Source organism: Caballeronia humi, from assembly GCF_001544475.1.
Taxonomy (GTDB): domain Bacteria; phylum Pseudomonadota; class Gammaproteobacteria; order Burkholderiales; family Burkholderiaceae; genus Caballeronia; species Caballeronia humi.
Genome location: NZ_FCNW02000003.1, coordinates 187,697 through 207,879 on the forward strand (window position 1 = coordinate 187,697; position 20,183 = coordinate 207,879).

Sequence of the window (20,183 nt, forward strand, 5' to 3'; positions counted from 1 at the left end):
CTGCCGCGCGAAGTCGATGCCGCGCGCGAACCAAAAAGCATGCGGCATTGTAGACGCGCGCCGCGCGGTGCGTCAGAGCCAGGGCGCAACCGATGTAACGAGCGGCAACAACCTGTGACGTTCCTTGAACGTCGGCGACAAAAAAAGGGCAGCGTAAGCTGCCCTTTTTTTTGCGGATATGGGCGACTGGCGCCGATATCCGAGATGCTTCAGACGTTTGCCGTCTTACTTCTTCGACGAAAACGCTGCGAACTTCTTGTTGAACTTCTCGACGCGGCCGGCCGTGTCCATGATCTTTTGCTGACCGGTGTAGAACGGATGCGACTCCGACGACACTTCGATCTTCGCGAGCGGGTACGTCTTGCCTTCGAACTCGGCGGTTTCGCGCGTGTTGATGGTGGAACGCGTCACGAACTTGAAGTCGTTCGACATGTCGATGAACAGGACTTCGCGGTAATTCGGGTGAATGCCTTCTTTCATGGTCTTTCCTGGGTATCTGACGGTAGCCAACCCGCTCGGGGCTTCCGAACTATTCAGAAGCTGGCCTTTCAAGCGCGAGTCACTTGCCTGAGGTCGAAAAACGGCGATTATGCCAGAAAATCAGTCGTTTGGCAGGTTTTCGGGGCGCTTCCTTACTCATGACGCCCGGCCAGCGCGCCCACGCCCGCCGGGTCCTGCCGGTAATAACGTGCTAATAGCCGGTACAACTCCGGATACGCCGCCTCGAACGCATGCGGCGTGACGAAGAGCGCCTCGCTGCACACCGCGAAAAACTCCGACGGATGCTCCGCCGCGTAGGGATCGATCAGCGAATCGCGCTCGAAACGGCTCCAGCGGCGGTCCGGCACCGCGTCGACCTGCGCGCAGAAGTGGTCATAGGCGTGATCGAAGACGTTGGACCATGCCTGCGCGTCGAGCGGCGCGTGCCAGCGCCGGAAGAGCGGCGGATGGCCGTCAGCTTCGCCGTTCAGCATGTCGATCTTGTGCGCGAACTCGTGGATCACGACGTTGTACGCCTCCGCGCCGTCGGTCATCTGCGCGTCTTCCCACGACAGCACGACCGGCCCGCCTTCCCACGCTTCGCCGCTCGCGTCCTGCTCCACCTCGTGGACGACGCCGTCCTCGTCCTCCACCGTCTTCCGGATCACGAATTCCCCCGGATAGACGATCACGCCGACCCAGCCGCGATACAGGTCGAGACTCAGGTTCAGCACCGGCAGACAAGCCTGCGCGGCAATCGAGACGATCATCGCGTCGGTCAGTTGCAGGTCGTGGGCGGTCGAAAATTCCTTCTGCGCAATGAAAAGGCTCGCGTCCTCGCGCAGACGGGCGAGTTCGGCAGCATCTAGATGGCCGAAAAACGGCAGCGCGTCGAGCGTGCTTTGCCAGAGGGCGTCGTCGATCGCGTATTTGCGCAGCGCGCGCTCGCGGCGTTGCGCGCCGAACCAGCGGGAAAAGAGATTGGGCATCGTTCAGTCGATCTGTTTTTGCCAGCACGCGAAAATGCCGCCGACGAGCGCGACGCCCATCAGGAAGTAGAAACCGTCCAGCGACGCCAGGAAGTTCGCCTGCTGCGCCACCATCCGGCTCACGCTGACGAGCGCGAGCGAGTGCGCTTCGGCGGCGCTGCGGCCGGCGGCGGCGAAACCGTTCGACAACGCTGCGAGCGTTTGCTGGAACACCGGATTGTACGGATTTGTCCACTCGACGAGGCGCGTCTGGTGCACCGCCTGCCGATGCTGCTCGACGATGATCACCGAAGCGGTCGCGAACGAAATCGTCAGTTGCCGCACGATGTTCTTCAGCCGATAGCCGTGCGTGAACTCTTCGATCGCGAAGATGCGAAACGTCAGGTTCGCGACCGGCAGCACGATAAAAAGCAGCAGCAAGCCGCGCAGCAGCATCGGCAGGATCAGCGCCGACTGGCCGACCGCGGGCGACATGCGAGTCATCATCCACGCGACGAGCGCCGCGATTGCGAACCCCGGCACGATGATCCACTTCTTGCGCGGCAGGAGCTGCGCATAGCGAAAATAGGCGAAAAGCGCGGTTCCCGAGATCAGCGACGTCACGCCGACGAGCCGTCCCGCGTTCTCTACCGGATAGCTCAGGCCTTGTTCGAGAAAGCGCGAGATCAGGTAGCTGAAGCCCGTCGACTCGTAGTAATAGAACATATAGAGCAGGAGCCCGACCTGGAACGTGCGCTCACGCAGCGCGTGCAGCCGCACGAGCGGCGACGGATGATGCCACTGGTGCCAGATGAACCAGGCGAGGGCAACGATGCCGGCAACCGTTAGCAGGATCAGCATCGGCGAGGCGCTGAAAAGCTGGAAGCGGACCTGCTGCATCACGATTTGCAGCGCGCCCTGCGCGAACGCGAACAGCAGATACGGCCAGAAATGCGACTCTCCGCGCGCCTCGGGCTGCACGTTGCCGGAATCGGGCAGGACGAGGAACGCGAACACCGCGAACGCGGCGCCGACGGGCGCGGTGGAGAGGAAGATCGCGCGCCAGTCGAAGTGTGAAATCAGCAGGCCGCCAGCGAGCGGGGCGAGCGCGCTGCTCAGGATGATCATGCCGAGAAACGCGCGCAGGGCGCTCGCGCGCTGCTGCGGCGCGAGGCTGATCTGAATCAGGATGCGGCAGGCGCCCATCATCGGGCCGATAAAATAGCCCTGGAAACCGCGCGCGAACATCAGTTGCAGCGACGAGTCGCTCAACGCTGACATCGTCGCGCCCGCCGCGTAGAGAAGCAGGCAGCCGGCGATATAGCGCCGGTGACCGAGCCGCTCGACCCACCATTGCTGTTGGAGAATGCCGAGCACGGCCGCGACCGCATACGCGCTCGACGACCACACGAGCTCATCCGGCGACGCGTTCACGCCGCCCGCGATATAGCTCGCGAAGAAAGAGAAGATGGCGTTGTCGAAGTAGTCGAGGCCGGTCGCAAGCGCCAGCACCCACGGGAAGAAGTCGGCGCGCAGACGCCCGGCGGCGAGGGCAGGCGAGTTCATGCGCCTTCGGGCTTTGCTTTTGACGTTTTTTTTGCCGCCGTGACCGCTTTCTTGCGCTGTTCCAGCAGTTGGTCGGCGGGCTGGCCGGCGAGGCGCGCTTCGACGTAGTCCAGATCGCGCCGCAGTTCGGCGCGCACCGTTTGCGCTTCTTTTAGCTCGCGGCGCACCGCTTCGATGCGCGTATCGAGCGCGTCGAGCTGTTGCTGCAGGCCGCTGCGGATTTCGTCGAGCGATTCGTCGGAGTAGCGTTTGCGCCCCGTTTCAGTCGATTCGAGCGGCCGCTTCAACATCTCGACGATGCCGTGCAGCGAAAACCCCAGCGATCGCAAACGCAGAATCCGCCCGAACCGTTCGAGATCGCTTTCATCGTACAGACGATAGCGGCCCACGCTTCGGCTCGGCGTAACGAGGCCGCGCTCCTCGTAATACTTCAGCGTGCGCGGCGTGACGCCGAGACGCCCGGCGGCGTCGCGGACGGTCAGAAGTGGGGTGGATTCATCGGCCATGCGACGGATTATAGATCAACCTGTACGTTCACGTACAGGTTGGCGCCAGCGCATGCTACCGACGAAAAAAACCGCCCGGAGGCGGTTTCGGTGCAGCCATGATGCGGGAGCGAGAATCAGCTTCCGCCGCGGCGCATCAGATCGAAAAACTCGGAATTGCTCTTCGTCTGGCGGATTTTGTCGAGCAGGAATTCCATCGCTTCGACTTCGTCCATGTCGTGGATGAACTTGCGCAGCACCCAGACCTTTTGCAGCAGATCCGGCTTGATCAGCAACTCTTCGCGACGCGTGCCCGACTTGTTCAGATTGATCGACGGATAGACGCGCTTTTCAGCCAGACGCCTTTCCAGGTGCACTTCCATGTTGCCGGTGCCCTTGAACTCTTCGTAGATCACGTCGTCCATGCGGCTGCCGGTTTCGATCAGCGCCGTACCGATGATGGTGAGCGAACCACCTTCCTCGATATTGCGCGCGGCGCCGAAAAACCGCTTCGGACGCTGCAGCGCGTTCGCATCGACACCGCCCGTCAGCACCTTGCCCGACGCCGGCACGACCGTGTTGTAGGCGCGCGCGAGACGCGTGATGGAGTCGAGCAGAATCACGACGTCGTGCTTCATTTCGACGAGGCGCTTTGCCTTCTCGATCACCATTTCCGCGACTTGCACGTGGCGCGCAGCGGGTTCGTCGAAGGTCGAGGCGATCACTTCGCCGGCCACCGAGCGCTGCATTTCCGTCACTTCTTCCGGCCGCTCGTCGATGAGCAACACGAAGAGCACGATGTCCGGATGGTTCGACTTGATGGCATGCGCGATGTGCTGGAGCATCACCGTCTTGCCCGACTTCGGCGACGCGACGAGCAAGCCGCGCTGGCCCTTGCCGATCGGCGAGATCATGTCGATGATCCGGCCGGTGACGTTTTCCTCGCCGCGCATTTCGCGTTCGAGCGGCAGCGGCTTGTTCGGATGCAGCGGCGTCAGGTTCTCGAACATGATCTTGTGCTTCGAGGCCTCGGGCGGCTGCCCGTTGACCTTGTCCACCTTGACCAGCGCGAAATAGCGTTCGCCGTCTTTCGGCGTGCGCACTTCGCCTTCGATGGTGTCGCCGGTGTGCAGATTGAAACGGCGAATCTGCGACGGGCTGATATAGATGTCGTCCGTACTCGCGAGATACGAGGTCTCGGGCGAGCGCAGGAAGCCGAAGCCGTCGGGAAGGACTTCTAGCGTGCCGTCGCCGAAAATCGTGTCGCCTGTCTTGGCGCGCTTCTTGAGAATCGCAAACATCAATTCCTGCTTGCGCAGGCGGTTTGCGTTTTCGATCTCGAGGCCATTGGCCATTTCGATCAGTGCTGACACGTGCTGAGACTTGAGCTCGGATAAATGCATACGGATTTCCCGCCAGGGAGAGAGGTGCGACAGAAAGATTGGGGAGAAGAGGTGAGCGGAACCGCTCTAGGACTTGTACGTCTTGAAGTCTTGTGATTCTAGCATAGCACACGCCGGACAGGGCCCGGGTGGCGCTGCGACGCGGGTTTCGCGCGCATGTTGTCGCTTCACAACATTGGCTCGTGCACGCTGGTGCACGTTTTGTGTGCGCATTAAGAGGAGAGCGCCTTTGCAGCGCTCTTCTCTTGCGGTGTGACGTGTTACAGGTTGCTATCGAGGAACGCGGTGAGCTGCGACTTCGACAATGCGCCGACCTTCTGCGCGGCGACAGCGCCGTTCTTGAACAGGATCAGCGTGGGGATGCCGCGCACGCCGAACTTGACCGGCGTCGACTGATGCTCGTCGACATTGATCTTCGCGATCTGCAGGCGATCGCCGTAATCCTTCGCGACTTCGTCGAGGATCGGGGCAATCATCTTGCACGGACCGCACCATTCCGCCCAGAAATCGAGCAGGACTGGTTTATCCGACTTGACGACGTCCTGTTCGAACGATGCGTCGCTGATATGCTTGATTGATTCGCTCATTATCTGAATACCTCTATCGATTCGAGGCCCGCGTTTGAATGCTCGCCACGATACACCAAAACAGGAAAAGTTCTTCGTTGCGCTGCGGCTGAAACCGCTCGCGTACCGCAAGCGCCAAACCGTTGCCGGCCGGGCTGTACGGGTGATTCAAGTGGCATCTTAGCCTACTTTGCTATCCGTTGCCGGGTGCTGATAGGGACCATCTGAGGGCGGAAACACGAAGCGCAAGAGGCGTGTTGCCGTAGCGTTTTTCGGCTCGTCGCCGGCAATGATTGGCGCTTCAGGGTCGCGCTGTGCTGCGCCCGGTGATACAATTCGTCGTGACGGGCCTCCTCGCATGGCGGCGCGGTCAACCTGGTCAGGTCGGGAACGAAGCAGCCACAGCCGTTTTCCGCCAGTGCCGAGGGTCGGGCTCGTCACCTTCCGCTTTTTCTCTGTTTTTCTCCCTCGTTTTTCATTGTTCCGGCGCTCGTTTGCATCGCCTTTGCGGCTGTTTTGCGATAGGACGTTGCTGATACAATTTCGGCATGACCTATCAAGTTCTCGCACGCAAATGGCGGCCGAAATCGTTCGCGTCGCTCGTCGGCCAGGAGCACGTCGTTCGTGCGCTCACGCACGCACTCGACGGCGGCCGCCTGCATCACGCCTATCTGTTTACAGGCACGCGCGGCGTCGGCAAGACGACGCTCTCGCGCATCTTCGCGAAGGCGCTCAACTGTGAAACGGGCGTGACCTCCACGCCGTGCGGCGTGTGCCGTGCGTGCCGGGAAATCGACGAGGGGCGTTTCGTCGATTACGTCGAGATGGATGCGGCAAGCAATCGCGGGGTCGACGAGATGGCGGCGCTGCTCGAACGCGCCGTCTACTCGCCGGTCGATGCGCGCTTCAAGGTCTACATGATCGACGAAGTGCACATGCTCACGAACCACGCGTTCAACGCGATGCTGAAGACGCTCGAAGAGCCGCCATCGCATGTCAAGTTCATTCTCGCCACCACCGATCCGCAGAAAATTCCGGTCACGGTGCTCTCGCGCTGTCTGCAATTCAATCTGAAGCAGATGCCGGCGGGCCACATCGTCTCGCATCTCGAACACATCCTCGGCGAGGAACATATTCCGTTCGAGTCGCAGGCGCTGCGGCTTTTGTCGCGCGCAGCGGACGGCAGCATGCGCGACGCGCTCTCGCTCACCGATCAGGCGATCGCCTATTCGGCCAATCAGGTCACCGAGGAAGCCGTGCGCGGCATGCTCGGTGCGCTCGATCAAAGTTATCTGATCCGCCTGCTGGAGGCGCTCGCGGCAGGGGATGGCGAAGGCGTACTGTCTGTGGCTGATGAGATGGCGTTGCGCAGTCTGTCGTTTTCGACCGCGCTGCAGGATCTTGCGGGATTGCTGCACCGGATCGCGTGGGCGCAGTTCGCGCCGGCATCGGTGCTGGATGAATGGCCCGAGGCGGAGGATGTTCGGCGGTTTGCCGAGGCGCTTTCGGCGGAACAGGTGCAATTGTTCTATCAGATCGCGACGGTCGGGCGCAGTGAGTTGGGCCTCGCGCCTGATGAGTATGCTGGCTTCACCATGACCCTGTTGCGCATGCTCGCGTTCGAACCGGCGGGTGGGCCGGGCGGCGGCGGTGGTGTCGTGGTGAATGGGCCGTCGTCGGGCGCCGAGGTTGCGCGCAAGGCGGTCGCCGGCGTGGCGGTTGCGGGTTCGCGTGCGCTGGTGTCGGGTGAGAGTGAGTCGAGCGGTGCGCGTGCTGTTGCGGCGACCGTCTCTTCGACGCCAACGCACGCGCAGTCATCGAGCTCGCGGGAATCGGCGGCGATGGTCGAAGCGTTTGAGCAAGAGGCAAGTACTACGCGGAGCGCCGCTGCGCACGTCGACTCGCCGCGTTCTGCTGATGCAGGCGTTCGTGAGAACGCTGTGTTGAAGCATTTGAATGCCGCGGGCGGGGCGGCAACCTCCGATAACGCGATGCTCAAGCGTTCGAACGACGCCGCATCGGCAGGACTGGCTGCGTCTGAAGGCGCGATGCCCGCACAGGCGTCTCGGCGTGAGCCGAAGTCTCAGGACAATGCCGCGTTGGCAGAATTGGCTGCGTCTGAAGGCGCGATGCCCGCACAGGCGTCTCGGCGTGAACCAAAGTCCCGGAACAGCTTCGCATCGGCAGAATCGGGTGCGCCCGAAGGCGCGATGCTTGAGCGTCCGGATGCTGCTGCACAGCCTTCTCCTGGCGCGCCGAAGTCTCAGATCGCCGCTGCATCGGCAGGGTCAGCTATTCCGGAAAACGTGGCGATCTCCGAACGCGCGACGACGCCTCTGAACATTGCTGCATCGGCAGGAACGAGTACGCCTGCAAGCACAGCAACGCAAAAAGGTGCGACGCCCACGCACCCGAATGTCGCTTCGCATGAGGAATTGGCGCCTTGGGACGACGCAGTAACGTCCGGAGGTGCAACGAACGCTTCCGCGCAAAATGAATCGCGGGCGTTCGAAGGAGCGGCGTCGAATCCCGATGCCGCAGCATGGGCAGAACCGCCGACGACCGAAAGCACCGAGTCGGGCGAAGCCGCCGCGTCAGCACGCGAGAGCGATGTTGCGACCGATTTCGACGCAGCATCGCTAACAAACGCACCGCGCTCGCCCACCGACTCCGCGCAGCAATCTCCCGACGTATCCGCATCGCCCGTCGCCGCAGCCGCGCGGCAAGCCGCCACCGATTCCGCACGCGATACCCCGACACCCGCCGACAAACCCCGCGCCGCCACCGGCGCAAGCGCCGCGCTCGACGTGTTGCGCAGCGCGGGAATGCGCGTGTCGTCGGATCGGGGAACGCGAGGCGCGCCGCCTGTGCCGAAACCCGTCGCGGCGTCGCCGAAGCGCGCCGCGCCCGCTGTGCAGGTCCCGACGCCGCGTCGCGCGCCCGCCGCAACCGTCGAAGCCACCCCGAAGCCCGCCACCGAAGCCACGCCTAAACTCAGCGCCAGCTCCGCCGTGCCGCCGTGGGAAGACATGCCGCCGGACGACTATATGCCGGCATCGTCGGAGGACGCGTACTTCATGCCGCCCGACGACAACTTCGTCCCCGCGTTCGACAGCGGCCCCGACGACCTTCAGTTCAACGCCGCGCCGGCGAAAGCAACCTCGAAACCCGACCCGCGTCCGCTTCCCGCAGCCGTGCCGCTCGATGCGATCGGCGTCGCGGGCGACTGGCCGTCGCTCGCCGTCGACTTGCCGTTGAAGGGCATCGCCTACCAGCTTGCCTTCAATAGCGAACTGACCGCCTGCGACGCCGCGTCGATCGCGCTCAGCGTGCCTGTGCCGCAATACGCTGAGGCAGCGCAAGTCGCTAAACTGAAGGCAGCGCTTGCCGAAAAACTCGGCCGCGCGTTCGAAGTGAATGTCACGGTCGGGCCGGCGCGCCGCACGGCCGCCGCCGTCGATGCCGCCGCCCGCGCAAAACGCCAGCAGGAAGCCGAGCAGGAAATCACGCAGGATCCGTTCGTGCAGTCGCTGATCCGCGACTTTGGCGCGAGCATCGTCCAGGGTTCGATCAAGCCGCTCGCAGCGGGCCTGCGACCAGAGTAAGGCGCATGGAATCTGAGCAAGCGCGTGAGCCAGAGAAAGCGGCGCAGCGCAAGCCCTCGCCGACAGCGATAGCTCTGATCGACAGCGCCGGCAAAAAGATTATTCGAACGACGCTCGCCGATGAGGCTAAAAGCGTCGCGCGCGAAGTTTTTCGAGATACGCGCTGGCAAGCAATACGCAACGTGCAACCGGACGCGTCCGTCACTGATCCGCATTACCCCGATCCAAGCAAGGAGCCACATCATGATGAAGAACCAACTCGCCGGGCTGATGAAGCAGGCCCAGCAGATGCAGGAAAACATGAAGAAGATGCAGGACCAGCTCGCGCTGATCGAGGTGGAAGGGCAGTCGGGCGCGGGCCTCGTCAAGGTGACGATGACCTGCAAGAACGACGTGCGCCGCGTGCAGATCGACCCGAGCCTGCTCGCCGACGACAAGGACATGCTTGAAGACCTCGTCGCCGCCGCCTTCAACGACGCAGTCCGCAAGGCCGAAGCCACCACTCAGGAAAAGATGGGCGGCATGACAGCCGGCATGCCGATGCCGCCGGGCTTCAAGATGCCGTTTTAAGGGCGCGTCGCGCGTCCATCGCAGGAACACATGAAACAACCTTCCGCGTTGTCGGCGCTCGTCGAAGCGCTGCGCGTGCTGCCGGGCGTCGGTCCGAAGTCGGCGCAGCGCATGGCCTATCACCTGATGCAGCACGATCGCCCGGGTGCGGAAAAGCTCGGGCGATCGCTCATGTTCGCTACCGAAAACCTGAAGCACTGCGAGAAGTGCAACACGTTCACCGAGGCGCAGATCTGCGAAGTGTGCAGCGATCCCGAGCGCGATCCGGCGCTCCTGTGCGTCGTCGAAACGCCCGCCGACCAGATCATGCTCGAACAGACGCTCACCTATCGCGGGCTCTATTTTGTGCTGATGGGGCATCTGAGTCCGCTCGACGGCATCGGCCCGAAAGAGATTCACTTCGACCGGCTGATCAGTCGCGCGAACGATGGCATCGTGCAGGAAGTCGTCCTCGCGACGAACTTCACGAACGAAGGCGAGGCGACCGCGCACTATCTGGCCCAGACGCTCAAGTCGAAGGGATTGACGGTGACGCGTCTTGCGCGAGGCGTGCCGGTGGGTGGCGAACTCGAATACGTCGATGCCGGGACGATCGCGCGCGCGATGCTGGACCGGCGCTCTGTATAGGACTGGTCGAATGACTGAAGAAGAAGCAAAGGCGCTCGCCACGCATCGGCACTACAAAGGCGGCCTGTATCGTGTGATCGGTGTGGCGCGGCATTCCGAAACCGAGGAGCCGATGATCGTCTACGAACATCTGTGGCCGCATGAACGCGGCTTGTGGGTGCGTCCGGCCGAGATGTTCAACGGCACGCTCGACGACGGCACGCCGCGCTTCAAGGCGCTCGATATTCCGCTTTGAAGCGCGGCCCAGAAAAAATCTGTATGGGGCGAGAGTAAGCGCATGGGGCCAGAGTAAGCGCTAAAGCGCCAACTCTGGTCGACCGCGTTGCATGGGACCAGAGTAAGGCGCTGAAGCGCCAACTCTGGTCGACCGCGTTGCATGGGACCAGAGTAAGGCGCTGAAGCGCCAACTCTGGTCGACCGCGTTGCATGGGACCAGAGTAAGGCGCTGAAGCGCCAACTCTGGTCGACCGCGTTGCATGGGACCAGAGTAAGGCGCTGAAGCGCCAACTCTGGTCGACCGCGTTGCATGGGACCAGAGTAAGCGCTGAAGCGCCAACTCTGGTCGACCGCGTTGCATGGGACCAGAGTAAGCGCTGAAGCGCCAACTCTGGTCGACCGCGTTGCATGGGACCAGAGTAAGCGCTGAAGCGCCAACTCTGGTCGACCGCGTTGCATGGGACCAGAGTAAGCGCTGAAGCGCCAACTCTGGTCGACCGCGTTGCATGGGACCAGAGTAAGCGCTGAAGCGCCAACTCTGGTCGACCGCGTTGCATGGGACCAGAGTAAGCGCTGAAGCGCCAACTCTGGTCGACCGCGTTGCATGGGACCAGAGTAAGCGCTGAAGCGCCAACTCTGGTCGACCGCGTTGCATGGGACCAGAGTAAGCGCTGAAGCGCCAACTCTGGTCGACCGCGTTGCATGGGACCAGAGTAAGGCGCTGAAGCGCCAACTCTGGTCGACACAGGAGACAACATGACCGCATCGACCGGGCCGCTCGCCGGCGTCAAGGTGCTGGAACTCGGCACGCTGATCGCCGGGCCGTTCGCCGCGCGCTTCATGGGCGAATTCGGCGCCGACGTCATCAAGGTCGAAGACCCGAACGGCGGCGATCCGCTGCGCAAATGGCGCAAGCTCTATCCGGAAGTCGGCGGGACGTCGCTCTGGTGGGCCGTGCAGGCGCGCAACAAGAAATCCGTGACCGTGAATCTCAAGGCCGAAGAGGGCAAGGAGATCGTGCGGCGGCTCGCGAAGGAAGCCGATATCGTCGTCGAGAACTTTCGGCCGGGGTTGCTCGAAAAGCTCGGGCTCGGCTACGAGGTCTTGTCGGCGGAAAACCCAGGGCTCGTCATGGTGCGCCTGTCCGGCTATGGGCAGACAGGTCCGTATCGCGACCGGCCGGGCTTCGGCGCGATCGCGGAATCGATGGGCGGCTTGCGGCACATCACCGGTTATCCCGACTTGCCGCCGCCGCGCATTGGCATCTCGATCGGCGATTCGATCGCGGCGCTGCACGGTGTGATCGGCGCGCTGATGGCGCTGCATCACAAGCAGGTGAACGGCGGACGCGGCCAGGTGGTCGACGTCGCGCTCTACGAAGCTGTCTTCAACATGATGGAAAGCGTCGTGCCGGAGTACGGCGTGTACGGCCTCGTGCGCGAGCGCACGGGCGCGTCGCTGCCGGGCATCGTGCCGTCGAACACGTATCCGTGCCGCGACGGCAGCGTCGTGATCGGCGGCAACAGCGATCCGATCTTCAAGCGCCTGATGAACGCCATCGAACGCGACGATCTCGCGAACGATCCCGCGCTCGCGTCGAACGACGGCCGCGTGCCGCGCACGCAGGAAATCGACGCAGCGATCGGCGCGTGGCTCGCGCCGCGCAGCATCGACGAGGCGCTCGCGGTGCTCAACGCCGCCGACGTACCGGCGGGCCGCATCTACAGCGTCGCCGACATGTTTACCGACCCGCAGTACCTCGCGCGCCAGATGCTGCAGCGTTTTCCGTGGCAGGACGGCCGCGAGATCACGCTGCCGAACGTCACGCCCAAGCTCTCGGAGACGCCCGGCGAAACGCGCTGGCTCGGGCCGCAACTGGGTGAACACACGGATGAAGTCCTTCAATCGCTCGGGTATGATCCTGACGATATCGCGAGGCTGCGCGCGGCCAGGGTGATCTAGCCGCGGCGGACCAGAGCACAACAACAAGACCACGAGAATCGGAGACAGAAGTCGATGAAACGCAGAACGTTCATTGCGAGCGGTGCCGTGCTCGCAGGCGGAGTAGTGTCGGGCGCGCCGCTCGCATTCGCGCAGGCGAAGCCGGAGCAGTCGAAAGTGGCCGTCGCGGTCGGCGGCAAGAACCTGTTCTATTACCTGCCGCTCACCATCGCCGAGCGCCGCAATTACTTCAAGGACGAAGGGCTCGAAGTCGAGATCTCCGATTTCGCCGGCGGCGCGAAGGCGCTGCAGGCGGCGGTCGGCGGTAGCGCCGATGTCGTGTCGGGCGCATTCGAGCACACGCTGCTCTTGCAGGCGAAGGGCCAGATGTTTCGCGAATTCGTGCTGCAAGGGCGCGCGCCGCAGATCGTGTTCGCGGTATCGAAGAAGGCGATGCCGAACTACAAGACCGTCGCCGATCTGAAGGGCAAGAAGATCGGCGTGACGGCGCCCGGTTCGTCGACGTCGATCATGGCGAGCTACGTGCTCGCGAAGGCGGGGCTGACCGCGAGCGACGTCGCGTTCATCGGCGTGGGCGCGGGCGCCGGCGCGATTGCCGCGCTGCAATCCGGCCAGATCGACGCGATCGCGAACCTCGATCCCGTGATGACCAAGCTGGAGCGCTCGGGCGATATCCGCATCATCTCCGATACGCGTACGCTCGCCGATACGAAGAACGTCTTCGGCGGCAACATGCCGGCGGGGTGTCTGTACGCGTCGCAGAGTTTCATCAACAAGAACCCGAACACGACGCAGGCGCTCACCAACGCGATGGTCCGCGCGCTGAAGTGGCTGCAGACGGCATCGGGTTCCGAGCTGATCGCGACCGTGCCGGAAGGTTATCTGCTCGGCGACCGCGCGCTCTATCTCGACTCGTGGCAGCACGTGAAAGAAGCCTTGTCGCCAGACGGCCTGATGCCCGCCGACGGTCCCGCGACTTCGCTGAAAACCTTGCAGGCGTTCGATCAGACCGTGAAGGGCAAGCCGATCGATCTGTCGAAAACGTGGACGAACGACTTCGTCAAGAAGGCCCTGGCGAGCGTGAAGGCCTAAGCGATGGCGCTCACGTCTTCCTACGCGCTCGCGCTCGAAAACATCACGTGCACGTTCACGTCGCGCGACGACCGCAACGCCCGCTACACCGCCGTCAGCCAGACGACGCTGCGCATCGCGCCGGGCGAGTTCGTCTCGGTGGTCGGTCCGACGGGCTGCGGCAAGTCCACGTTGCTCAACATCGGCGCGGGGCTGTTGCAGCCGTCGTCGGGCGAGGTGACGGTGTTCGGCGAACCGCTCGCTGGCATCAACCGGCGCGCGGGCTATATGTTCCAGGCCGAAGCGCTGATGCCGTGGCGCTCGGCAATCGATAACGTCACCGCCGGCCTCGCGTTTCGCGGCGTGCCGAAAAACGAGGCGCGCGAACGCGGCGAGGAGTGGCTGAAACGCGTAGGCCTTGGCGGCTTCGGTGACCGCTATCCGCACCAGCTATCGGGCGGCATGAGAAAGCGCGTCGGCATGGCGCAGACGCTGATCCTCGATCCTGACATCATCCTGATGGACGAGCCGTTCTCCGCGCTCGACATCCAGACGCGCCAACTGATGGAAAACGAGCTGCTCGACTTGTGGGCGGCCAAGCGCAAGGCCGTGCTCTTCATCACGCACGACCTGGACGAAGCGATTTCGATGTCGGATCGCGTGGTCGTGCTGTCGGCGGGGCCGGGCACGCATCCGATCGGCGAATTCACGATCGATCTGCCTCGTCCGCGCGATGTCGCCGAGATTCGCTCGCATCCGCGCTTCGTCGAATTGCATGCGCAAATCTGGGGCGTGCTGCGCGAAGAGGTGCTGAAGGGCTATCAGCAGCAGCTTACCGCCGTCTAATCCGAGGCCGAACGACAATCATGTGGAACAAATTGCGCCCGAATCGCGCAAATCTGGTGCTTTGGCAATGGCTGCTGCTCGTCATGTGCTTCCTGCTCTGGTATGTGCTGACGAGCCCGACGCTGCTCCCCGCTTTCTATTTCGACGACAACAGCAAGGCCGCGTTCTTCTTCGGCGAGCCGCAGAAGGTCCTTCTGCGCATCTGGGAATGGTTCACGACCGGCGAAATCTACGTCCACCTCTGGGTGACGCTGATCGAAACCGTGCTCGCGTTCACGATTGGCACGGTGCTGGGACTCGGCGTCGGCTTGTGGCTCGCGCTCGCGCCGCTGATGAGCGCGCTGCTCGATCCGTACATCAAGGCCGCCAACTCGATGCCGCGCGTGATCCTGGCGCCGATTTTCGCGGTGTGGTTCGGCCTGGGCATCTGGTCGAAGGTGGCGCTCGGCGTGACGCTCGTGTTTTTCATCGTGTTCTTCAACGTCTATCAGGGCGTGAAGGAAGTGAGCCCGGTCGTGCTCGCGAACGCGCGCATGCTCGGCGCAAATCGCAAACAATTGTTGCGGCACGTCTATTTGCCGAGCGCGACGAGCTGGGTGTTTTCGAGCCTGCATACGTCGGTGGGACTGGCGTTCGTCGGCTCGGTGGTGGGCGAGTATCTTGGATCGGCGCGCGGTGTGGGCTATTTGATCCTGCAGGCTGAAGGCACGTTCGACATCAATACCGTGTTCGCCGGCATTCTCGTGCTGACGGCGTTCGCGCTGGTGCTGGACGGTATCGTCGCACTGGTCGAGCGGCGGCTGATGAAGTGGCAGCCTGAAACGGGGGAGACGGAGAAGCTGTAATTCCCCGCGATGCACAAAAAAAAATGGCGCACCTTCGTTCAGGCGCGCCATTTTTTTCAGCGGATCACGGCTCGATGACCACTTTTCCCGTCACGCGGCGCTGCGCCATGTCGTCGAGCGCCTGGGGCGTTTCGTCGAGCGTATAGCGCTTCGATACGTGCGGCTTGAGCTTGCCCTCCCTGATCCAGCCGACCATGCGCTCGAAGCCCGCCGCGCCGAGTTCGGCTTCGCGCTTCATGTGATCGCCCCAGAACACGCCGACGATGCTCGCGCCTTTCAGTAGCGGCAGGTTGAACGGCAGCTTCGGGATCTCACCGTTCGCGAACCCGACGACGAGATAGCGTCCGCGCCACGCGATGCTGCGAAACGCCGGTTCGGCATATTCGCCGCCGACCGGATCGAAGATCACGTCGGGGCCGCGCCCGTCGGTCAGCGCCTTGATGCGCTCGCGCAGATCCTCGCGCGAGTAGTCGATCGTCGCGTCCGCGCCGTTTGCGGTACAGACCGCGAGCTTCTGCGCGCTCGATGCCGCCGCGATCACCCGCGCGCCGAGCGCCTTGCCGATCTGCACCGCCGCGAGCCCGACGCCGCCCGCCGCGCCGAGCACGAGCAGCGTCTCGCCGGCCACGAGCGCCGCACGATCTGCGAGCGCGTGATACGACGTGCCGTACGCGAGCGTGAAGGCGGCGGCGCTCGCGAGATCGACGTCGTCGGGGAGCGCGATGCACGCGTCCTCGCGCGCGAGCGCCTGCTCGGCGAACGCGCCGTGCGCGGTGTAGGCCGCGACGCGCATTCCTGGCTTGAAGCGCGTCACGCCCGCACCGGTTTCGCGAACGATTCCGGCCAACTCCGCGCCGGGCGTGAACGGTAGAGGCGGTTTGAACTGATATTTGTTCTGGATGATGAGGACGTCGGGGAAGTTGACGCTCGCCGCTTTCACGTCGATGACGACTTCGCCCGACGCGGGATGCAGGTCGGGCAAGGTCTCGATGGAAAGCGTCTCCGGGGGTCCGTGGCGGGTGCATCGAACGGCGCGCATGTCGTCTCCCAAATGAATAGCGCAAGTGTAGAGCAGAGGGCTTGCAAGGCGCTTGCCCAGTCGTTCGCGTGCCATCTTTCCTCGGTTACAATCGTCGGATGCGAATCCTACTCAGCAACGACGACGGTTATCTGGCGCGCGGCCTCAACGTCCTGTACGAGGCCATGGTGCCGCTCGGCGACGTCACGGTGATGGCGCCCGAGCAGAACTGCAGCGGCGCCTCGAACTCGCTCACGCTCTCGCGCCCGCTCACGATCCATCAGGCGGCGAACGGCTTCAACTACGTGAACGGCACGCCCACCGATTCCGTCCACATCGCGCTCACCGGCATGCTCGAAGAGCAGCCGGACCTCGTCGTCTCGGGCATCAACAACGGCCAGAACGTCGGCGAGGATACGCTGTATTCCGGCACCGTCGCGGCCGCCACCGAAGGCTTCATGTTCGGCATCCCGGCGATCGCGTTTTCGCTCGTCGGCCGCGACTGGCTGCATCTTGATTCAGCGGCCCGCGTCGCGGCTGAAATCGTCGCGCATTTTCTCGAGCACCCGATGCCCGGGCATCCGCTCTTGAACGTCAACATCCCGAGCCTGCCCTACGAGCAACTGGGCGACTGGCAGGTGACGCGGCTCGGCAAGCGTCATCCGTCGCAGCCGGTGATCCGGCAGACCGATCCGCGCGGCAATCCGATCTACTGGATCGGCCCGTCGGGCGATGCGCTCGATGCCAGCGAAGGTACCGATTTCCACGCAGTCGCGAACGGCCATGTGTCGATCACGCCGCTGCAACTCGATCTGACTCACACGAGGCGGCTCACCGAAACACGCGAGTGGGCGCTGGCCGGGAGCCATCGCTCATGACGGACGAGCGCGCGAAGCGCTTTCCGCTGGCGCTCGCCGATCTCGTGCGCGAGCCGCGCAAGCCGGTTGCCCGCGCGGATCAGGCGCGCGCGAAGCCGGCGGGCGCCGCGTTGCACTCGGTGCCGGGCGTCGGATCGACAGTCTCGCGCAGTACGCCGCTCAAAGCCGCCGACGCGAACGCCGCCGTGGTCAAACCGGCCAAGCCGGTCGTGACGCGTTCGGCGAGTCTGGTCCCGAGTCCCGTGACGAAGCCGCTGCCCGGCGCATTGCGCGCGGCGCCGCGTCAAAACGAGCATCGTGAATCAAACGTTAGCGTCAAGCGTGGCGCTCCAAATGTCGCGCTGAACACGACGCATGCGCTGACCTCGGAACGGGTTCGCGAACGCATGGTCGAACGGCTGCGCGCGAACGGCATCACCGACGCGCGCGTGTTGAACGCGATGTCTGTCGTGCCGCGCCATATGTTCGTCGATCCCGGACTCGCCGCGCAGGCTTATGAAGACGCGGCGCTGCCGATCGGCCATCATCAGACCATCTCGAAACCGTCGGTGGTCGCGCGCATGATCGAACTCGTCGCGGCGGGCCGGACACTCACGAAAGTGCTGGAGATCGGCACCGGCTGCGGCTATCAGGCGGCGGTTCTCTCGCTGGTCGCCGCCGACGTGTATTCGATCGAGCGGGTGCGTCCACTATCTGAGCGCGCGAAGCTCAACCTGCGGCCACTGCGCGTGCCGAACATTCGCCTGCATTACGGCGACGGCCGGCTCGGCCTGCCGGCGGCGGCGCCGTTCGATGCGATCGTCATCGCGTGCGCGGGGCTCGACGTGCCGCAGGCGCTGCTCGAGCAACTGGCGATCGGCGGCAGGCTCGTCGCGCCGGTCGGCTCGCAGAGCGCGCAGTCGCAAGTGCTGACGCTCGTCGAGCGCGTGTCGGCCACGCAATGGCGCGAGTCGCAGCTCGATCGTGTTTTCTTTGTACCCTTAAAATCCGGAGTGATTTGACACCGATGAGTATGTTGCGTGCTTGGCGAGTAAGGAGCGCGAGCGCCCGCCCGACGGCGGTCCAGCGCGGTTTGTGTATCCTCGCGCTGTCCGCCCTGGCGGCCTGTGCGACGCGGATGGATCAGGCGCCGGTCGTCGACCGCACGGGCGGGGCGATCAGCACGGACGCCGCCGCGCAGGCCGCGGCGCAGAACGGCCCGCCGCCGCCCGGTTATATCCGCGTGAAACCGGGCGACACCCTATATCGGATCGCACTGGAAAACGGTCAGAATTATCGGGATATCGCGTCATGGAACAACCTGACGAACCCGAACCAGATCGAAGTCGGTCAACTCGTGCGCGTGGCGCCTCCGGGCGCGAATCTCGCCGCGACGACGCCGGGCGTTGCCACCGCGCCGATCGTGGGCGGCGGGGTGCAGGCACAGCCGCTCGGCACGCCGCCTGGCGGTGCCCAGCAGCCAGGCGTGACGACCGGCACGACGGCGCAGCCGCCGGTGTACGGTTCGTCGTCGGGGATGGGCGTGGCGCCGGGCGCGGCCGCTGGCGCAGGAATCGGAGCAGGCGTTGACAGCGGCACTGCCACCGCACCCGCTGCGCAGCCGGCGTTCATCTGGCCGGTGCGCGGCCCGATTCTCGGCACGTTCGACGATGCCAAGAACAAGGGCTTGAACATCGGCGGCGTGGCGGGAGATGCGATCAATGCGTCGGCGGATGGCCGGGTCGTGTACTCGGGCAACGGTCTGCGCGGATACGGCAACCTCATAATCATCAAGCACGATGCGACTTTTCTCACGGCATATGCACATAACCGCGCTTTGATGGTAAAAGAGGGTGACGCAGTAACAAAAGGTCAAAAAATCGCCGAGATGGGGAATAGCGATTCCGACCGCGTGATGCTGCATTTTGAAGTTCGCCGTCAGGGCAAACCTGTCGACCCGCTGAAGTACTTGCCGCCGCAATAAAAAGCGAAACCATCATGCCTAAAACGAAGCGCCGCCTACCGCAAGCCGAGACTGAGACGATCAGCCGACCCATGCAAGTGTCGGTGGAAGACGGTGCTTCGACCCACGACGAAGACGACGCCGATGCGGTGGACGTCGAAATCGACCCATCCGACGAGGAAGGCGAGATACGATCGAAGGATTCGGGTGATGTCGCAAACGATAACGTTCCCGATGCCGACGATTTCCGTTCGATTCTGCAAGCCGAGCTCACCGCCGACACTATCCAGCATTATCTGAATCGAATCAGCGTCAAGCCGCTTTTGACTGTCGAGGAAGAGCAGCGCTATTCGCGGCTTGCAAAAGCGGGCGAATTCGAAGCGCGGCAGGTGATGATCGAGCGTAATTTGCGGCTCGTCGTGAGTATCGCGAAGGGTTATCTGAATCGCGGGGTTCCGCTTCTCGATTTAATCGAGGAGGGCAATCTCGGCCTGATGCACGCCATCGAAAAATTCGATCCGACGCGCGGTTTCCGTTTTTCGACTTATGCCACCTGGTGGATTCGCCAGAGCATCGAGCGCGCGATCATGAATCAGGCGCGCACGGTGCGCCTGCCGGTGCACGTGATCCGCGAGCTGAATCAGGTTTTGCGCGCGAAGCGCCACCTGGAAAAAAATTCCGCCAACTCGAACACGGCGATCGCGCCCGACCGACGCGACGCGAGCATCGACGATATCGCCTACCTCACCGGCAAGACGCCCGAGGAAGTCACCGATATCCTCGCGCTCAATGAACATACCGCCTCGCTCGATGCGCCGCTCGACCTCGATCCGGGTTCGAGCCTGCTCGATCTGCTCTCCGACGACCAGAGCCAGTCGCCCGACGCCGAAGTACAGCATCGCGAACTCGAGACGTTGACGCGCCTGTGGCTCTCGCGCCTGTCGGACAAGCACCGGCACGTGATCGAACGGCGCTTCGGGCTGAACCACATCGAGCCCGCGACGCTCGAGGAACTCGCCGATGAAATGGGCCTCACGCGCGAGCGGGTGCGCCAGATCCAGCAAGAGGCGCTCGTGCGGCTCAAGCGCTTTTTCGCTTCCAACGGCGTTCGCAAGGACGCCGTGCTCTAGGATTC

General features: G+C 63.5%; 19 protein-coding genes and 1 other RNA gene. 13 read left to right on the forward strand and 7 right to left on the reverse strand.

Features of this window, described 5'->3' with window-relative positions:
* Window positions 1-225 precede the first annotated feature (225 nt).
* The 6 genes from AWB65_RS05440 to trxA all read right to left on the reverse strand — a co-directional run bounded on the left by AWB65_RS05440 (window position 226) and on the right by trxA (window position 5,489).
* A complete protein-coding gene (locus AWB65_RS05440) occupies window positions 226-480 on the reverse strand; it encodes a type B 50S ribosomal protein L31 (protein WP_062636969.1) in 255 nt (84 codons plus the stop codon).
* A gap of 152 nt (window positions 481-632) precedes the next feature.
* The gene (locus AWB65_RS05445) at window positions 633-1,469 is read right to left on the reverse strand and encodes a M90 family metallopeptidase (protein ID WP_087666168.1); all 837 of its coding nucleotides are present in this window, start codon (window positions 1,467-1,469) and stop codon (window positions 633-635) included.
* Window positions 1,470-1,472: 3 nt separating this feature from the next.
* Window positions 1,473-3,014: an MFS transporter gene (locus AWB65_RS05450; protein ID WP_087666169.1), complete on the reverse strand. Its 1,542-nt coding sequence runs from the start codon at window positions 3,012-3,014 to the stop codon at window positions 1,473-1,475.
* Window positions 3,011-3,520: a MerR family transcriptional regulator gene (locus AWB65_RS05455; protein WP_087666170.1), complete on the reverse strand. Its 510-nt coding sequence runs from the start codon at window positions 3,518-3,520 to the stop codon at window positions 3,011-3,013. The genes AWB65_RS05450 and AWB65_RS05455 overlap by 4 nt, the downstream gene beginning before the upstream one ends.
* A gap of 116 nt (window positions 3,521-3,636) precedes the next feature.
* Window positions 3,637-4,902: a transcription termination factor Rho gene (gene rho / locus AWB65_RS05460; RefSeq protein WP_087666171.1), complete on the reverse strand. Its 1,266-nt coding sequence runs from the start codon at window positions 4,900-4,902 to the stop codon at window positions 3,637-3,639.
* Between the two features lie 260 nt (window positions 4,903-5,162).
* On the reverse strand, window positions 5,163-5,489 hold the full coding sequence (gene trxA / locus AWB65_RS05465; protein WP_008349330.1) for a thioredoxin TrxA: 327 nt from the start codon (window positions 5,487-5,489) through the stop codon (window positions 5,163-5,165).
* 322 nt (window positions 5,490-5,811) lie between these two features.
* On the opposite strand from trxA, the gene ffs reads away from it, so the two are divergent.
* The 9 genes from ffs to AWB65_RS05510 all read left to right on the forward strand — a co-directional run bounded on the left by ffs (window position 5,812) and on the right by AWB65_RS05510 (window position 15,210).
* Window positions 5,812-5,910: signal recognition particle sRNA small type (gene ffs, locus AWB65_RS05470), an RNA gene on the forward strand.
* 106 nt (window positions 5,911-6,016) lie between these two features.
* Window positions 6,017-9,073 carry a DNA polymerase III subunit gamma/tau gene (gene dnaX, locus AWB65_RS05475; protein WP_087666172.1) on the forward strand — a complete coding sequence of 1,019 codons (3,057 nt, stop codon included), beginning with the start codon at window positions 6,017-6,019 and terminating at the stop codon, window positions 9,071-9,073.
* A gap of 243 nt (window positions 9,074-9,316) precedes the next feature.
* The gene (locus tag AWB65_RS05480; protein ID WP_087666173.1) at window positions 9,317-9,643 is read left to right on the forward strand and encodes a YbaB/EbfC family nucleoid-associated protein; all 327 of its coding nucleotides are present in this window, start codon (window positions 9,317-9,319) and stop codon (window positions 9,641-9,643) included.
* 30 nt (window positions 9,644-9,673) lie between these two features.
* Complete coding sequence (gene recR, locus AWB65_RS05485) at window positions 9,674-10,270, forward strand: recombination mediator RecR (protein WP_087666174.1); 597 nt, start codon at window positions 9,674-9,676, stop codon at window positions 10,268-10,270.
* A gap of 10 nt (window positions 10,271-10,280) precedes the next feature.
* Window positions 10,281-10,505 (forward strand): DUF1653 domain-containing protein, encoded by a 225-nt coding sequence (locus AWB65_RS05490; RefSeq protein WP_087666175.1) that lies wholly within the window; start codon window positions 10,281-10,283, stop codon window positions 10,503-10,505.
* Between the two features lie 737 nt (window positions 10,506-11,242).
* On the forward strand, window positions 11,243-12,448 hold the full coding sequence (locus tag AWB65_RS05495) for a CaiB/BaiF CoA transferase family protein (protein ID WP_087666176.1): 1,206 nt from the start codon (window positions 11,243-11,245) through the stop codon (window positions 12,446-12,448).
* A gap of 54 nt (window positions 12,449-12,502) precedes the next feature.
* Window positions 12,503-13,540 carry an ABC transporter substrate-binding protein gene (locus AWB65_RS05500; RefSeq protein ID WP_087666177.1) on the forward strand — a complete coding sequence of 346 codons (1,038 nt, stop codon included), beginning with the start codon at window positions 12,503-12,505 and terminating at the stop codon, window positions 13,538-13,540.
* Window positions 13,541-13,543: 3 nt separating this feature from the next.
* On the forward strand, window positions 13,544-14,365 hold the full coding sequence (locus tag AWB65_RS05505; protein WP_087666178.1) for an ABC transporter ATP-binding protein: 822 nt from the start codon (window positions 13,544-13,546) through the stop codon (window positions 14,363-14,365).
* 20 nt (window positions 14,366-14,385) lie between these two features.
* Window positions 14,386-15,210 (forward strand): ABC transporter permease, encoded by an 825-nt coding sequence (locus AWB65_RS05510; RefSeq protein ID WP_087666179.1) that lies wholly within the window; start codon window positions 14,386-14,388, stop codon window positions 15,208-15,210.
* 64 nt (window positions 15,211-15,274) lie between these two features.
* Here the strand turns inward: AWB65_RS05510 and AWB65_RS05515 are convergent, their stop codons facing one another.
* Window positions 15,275-16,249 carry an NADPH:quinone oxidoreductase family protein gene (locus AWB65_RS05515; protein WP_087666180.1) on the reverse strand — a complete coding sequence of 325 codons (975 nt, stop codon included), beginning with the start codon at window positions 16,247-16,249 and terminating at the stop codon, window positions 15,275-15,277.
* A 98-nt stretch (window positions 16,250-16,347) separates the two neighbouring features.
* On the opposite strand from AWB65_RS05515, the gene surE reads away from it, so the two are divergent.
* Genes surE through rpoS form a run of 4 tightly spaced genes read left to right on the forward strand, consistent with a single transcriptional unit; the run spans window position 16,348 to window position 20,178 of the window.
* Window positions 16,348-17,106 (forward strand): 5'/3'-nucleotidase SurE, encoded by a 759-nt coding sequence (surE, locus tag AWB65_RS05520; protein WP_087666181.1) that lies wholly within the window; start codon window positions 16,348-16,350, stop codon window positions 17,104-17,106.
* Complete coding sequence (locus tag AWB65_RS05525) at window positions 17,103-18,107, forward strand: protein-L-isoaspartate(D-aspartate) O-methyltransferase (RefSeq protein ID WP_087666182.1); 1,005 nt, start codon at window positions 17,103-17,105, stop codon at window positions 18,105-18,107. The genes surE and AWB65_RS05525 overlap by 4 nt, the downstream gene beginning before the upstream one ends.
* Before the next feature lie 5 nt (window positions 18,108-18,112).
* Window positions 18,113-19,069: a peptidoglycan DD-metalloendopeptidase family protein gene (locus AWB65_RS05530; protein WP_087666183.1), complete on the forward strand. Its 957-nt coding sequence runs from the start codon at window positions 18,113-18,115 to the stop codon at window positions 19,067-19,069.
* 14 nt (window positions 19,070-19,083) lie between these two features.
* Window positions 19,084-20,178, forward strand: a complete 1,095-nt coding sequence (gene rpoS, locus AWB65_RS05535) for an RNA polymerase sigma factor RpoS (protein ID WP_087666184.1) — start codon at window positions 19,084-19,086, stop codon at window positions 20,176-20,178.
* Window positions 20,179-20,183 lie beyond the last annotated feature (5 nt).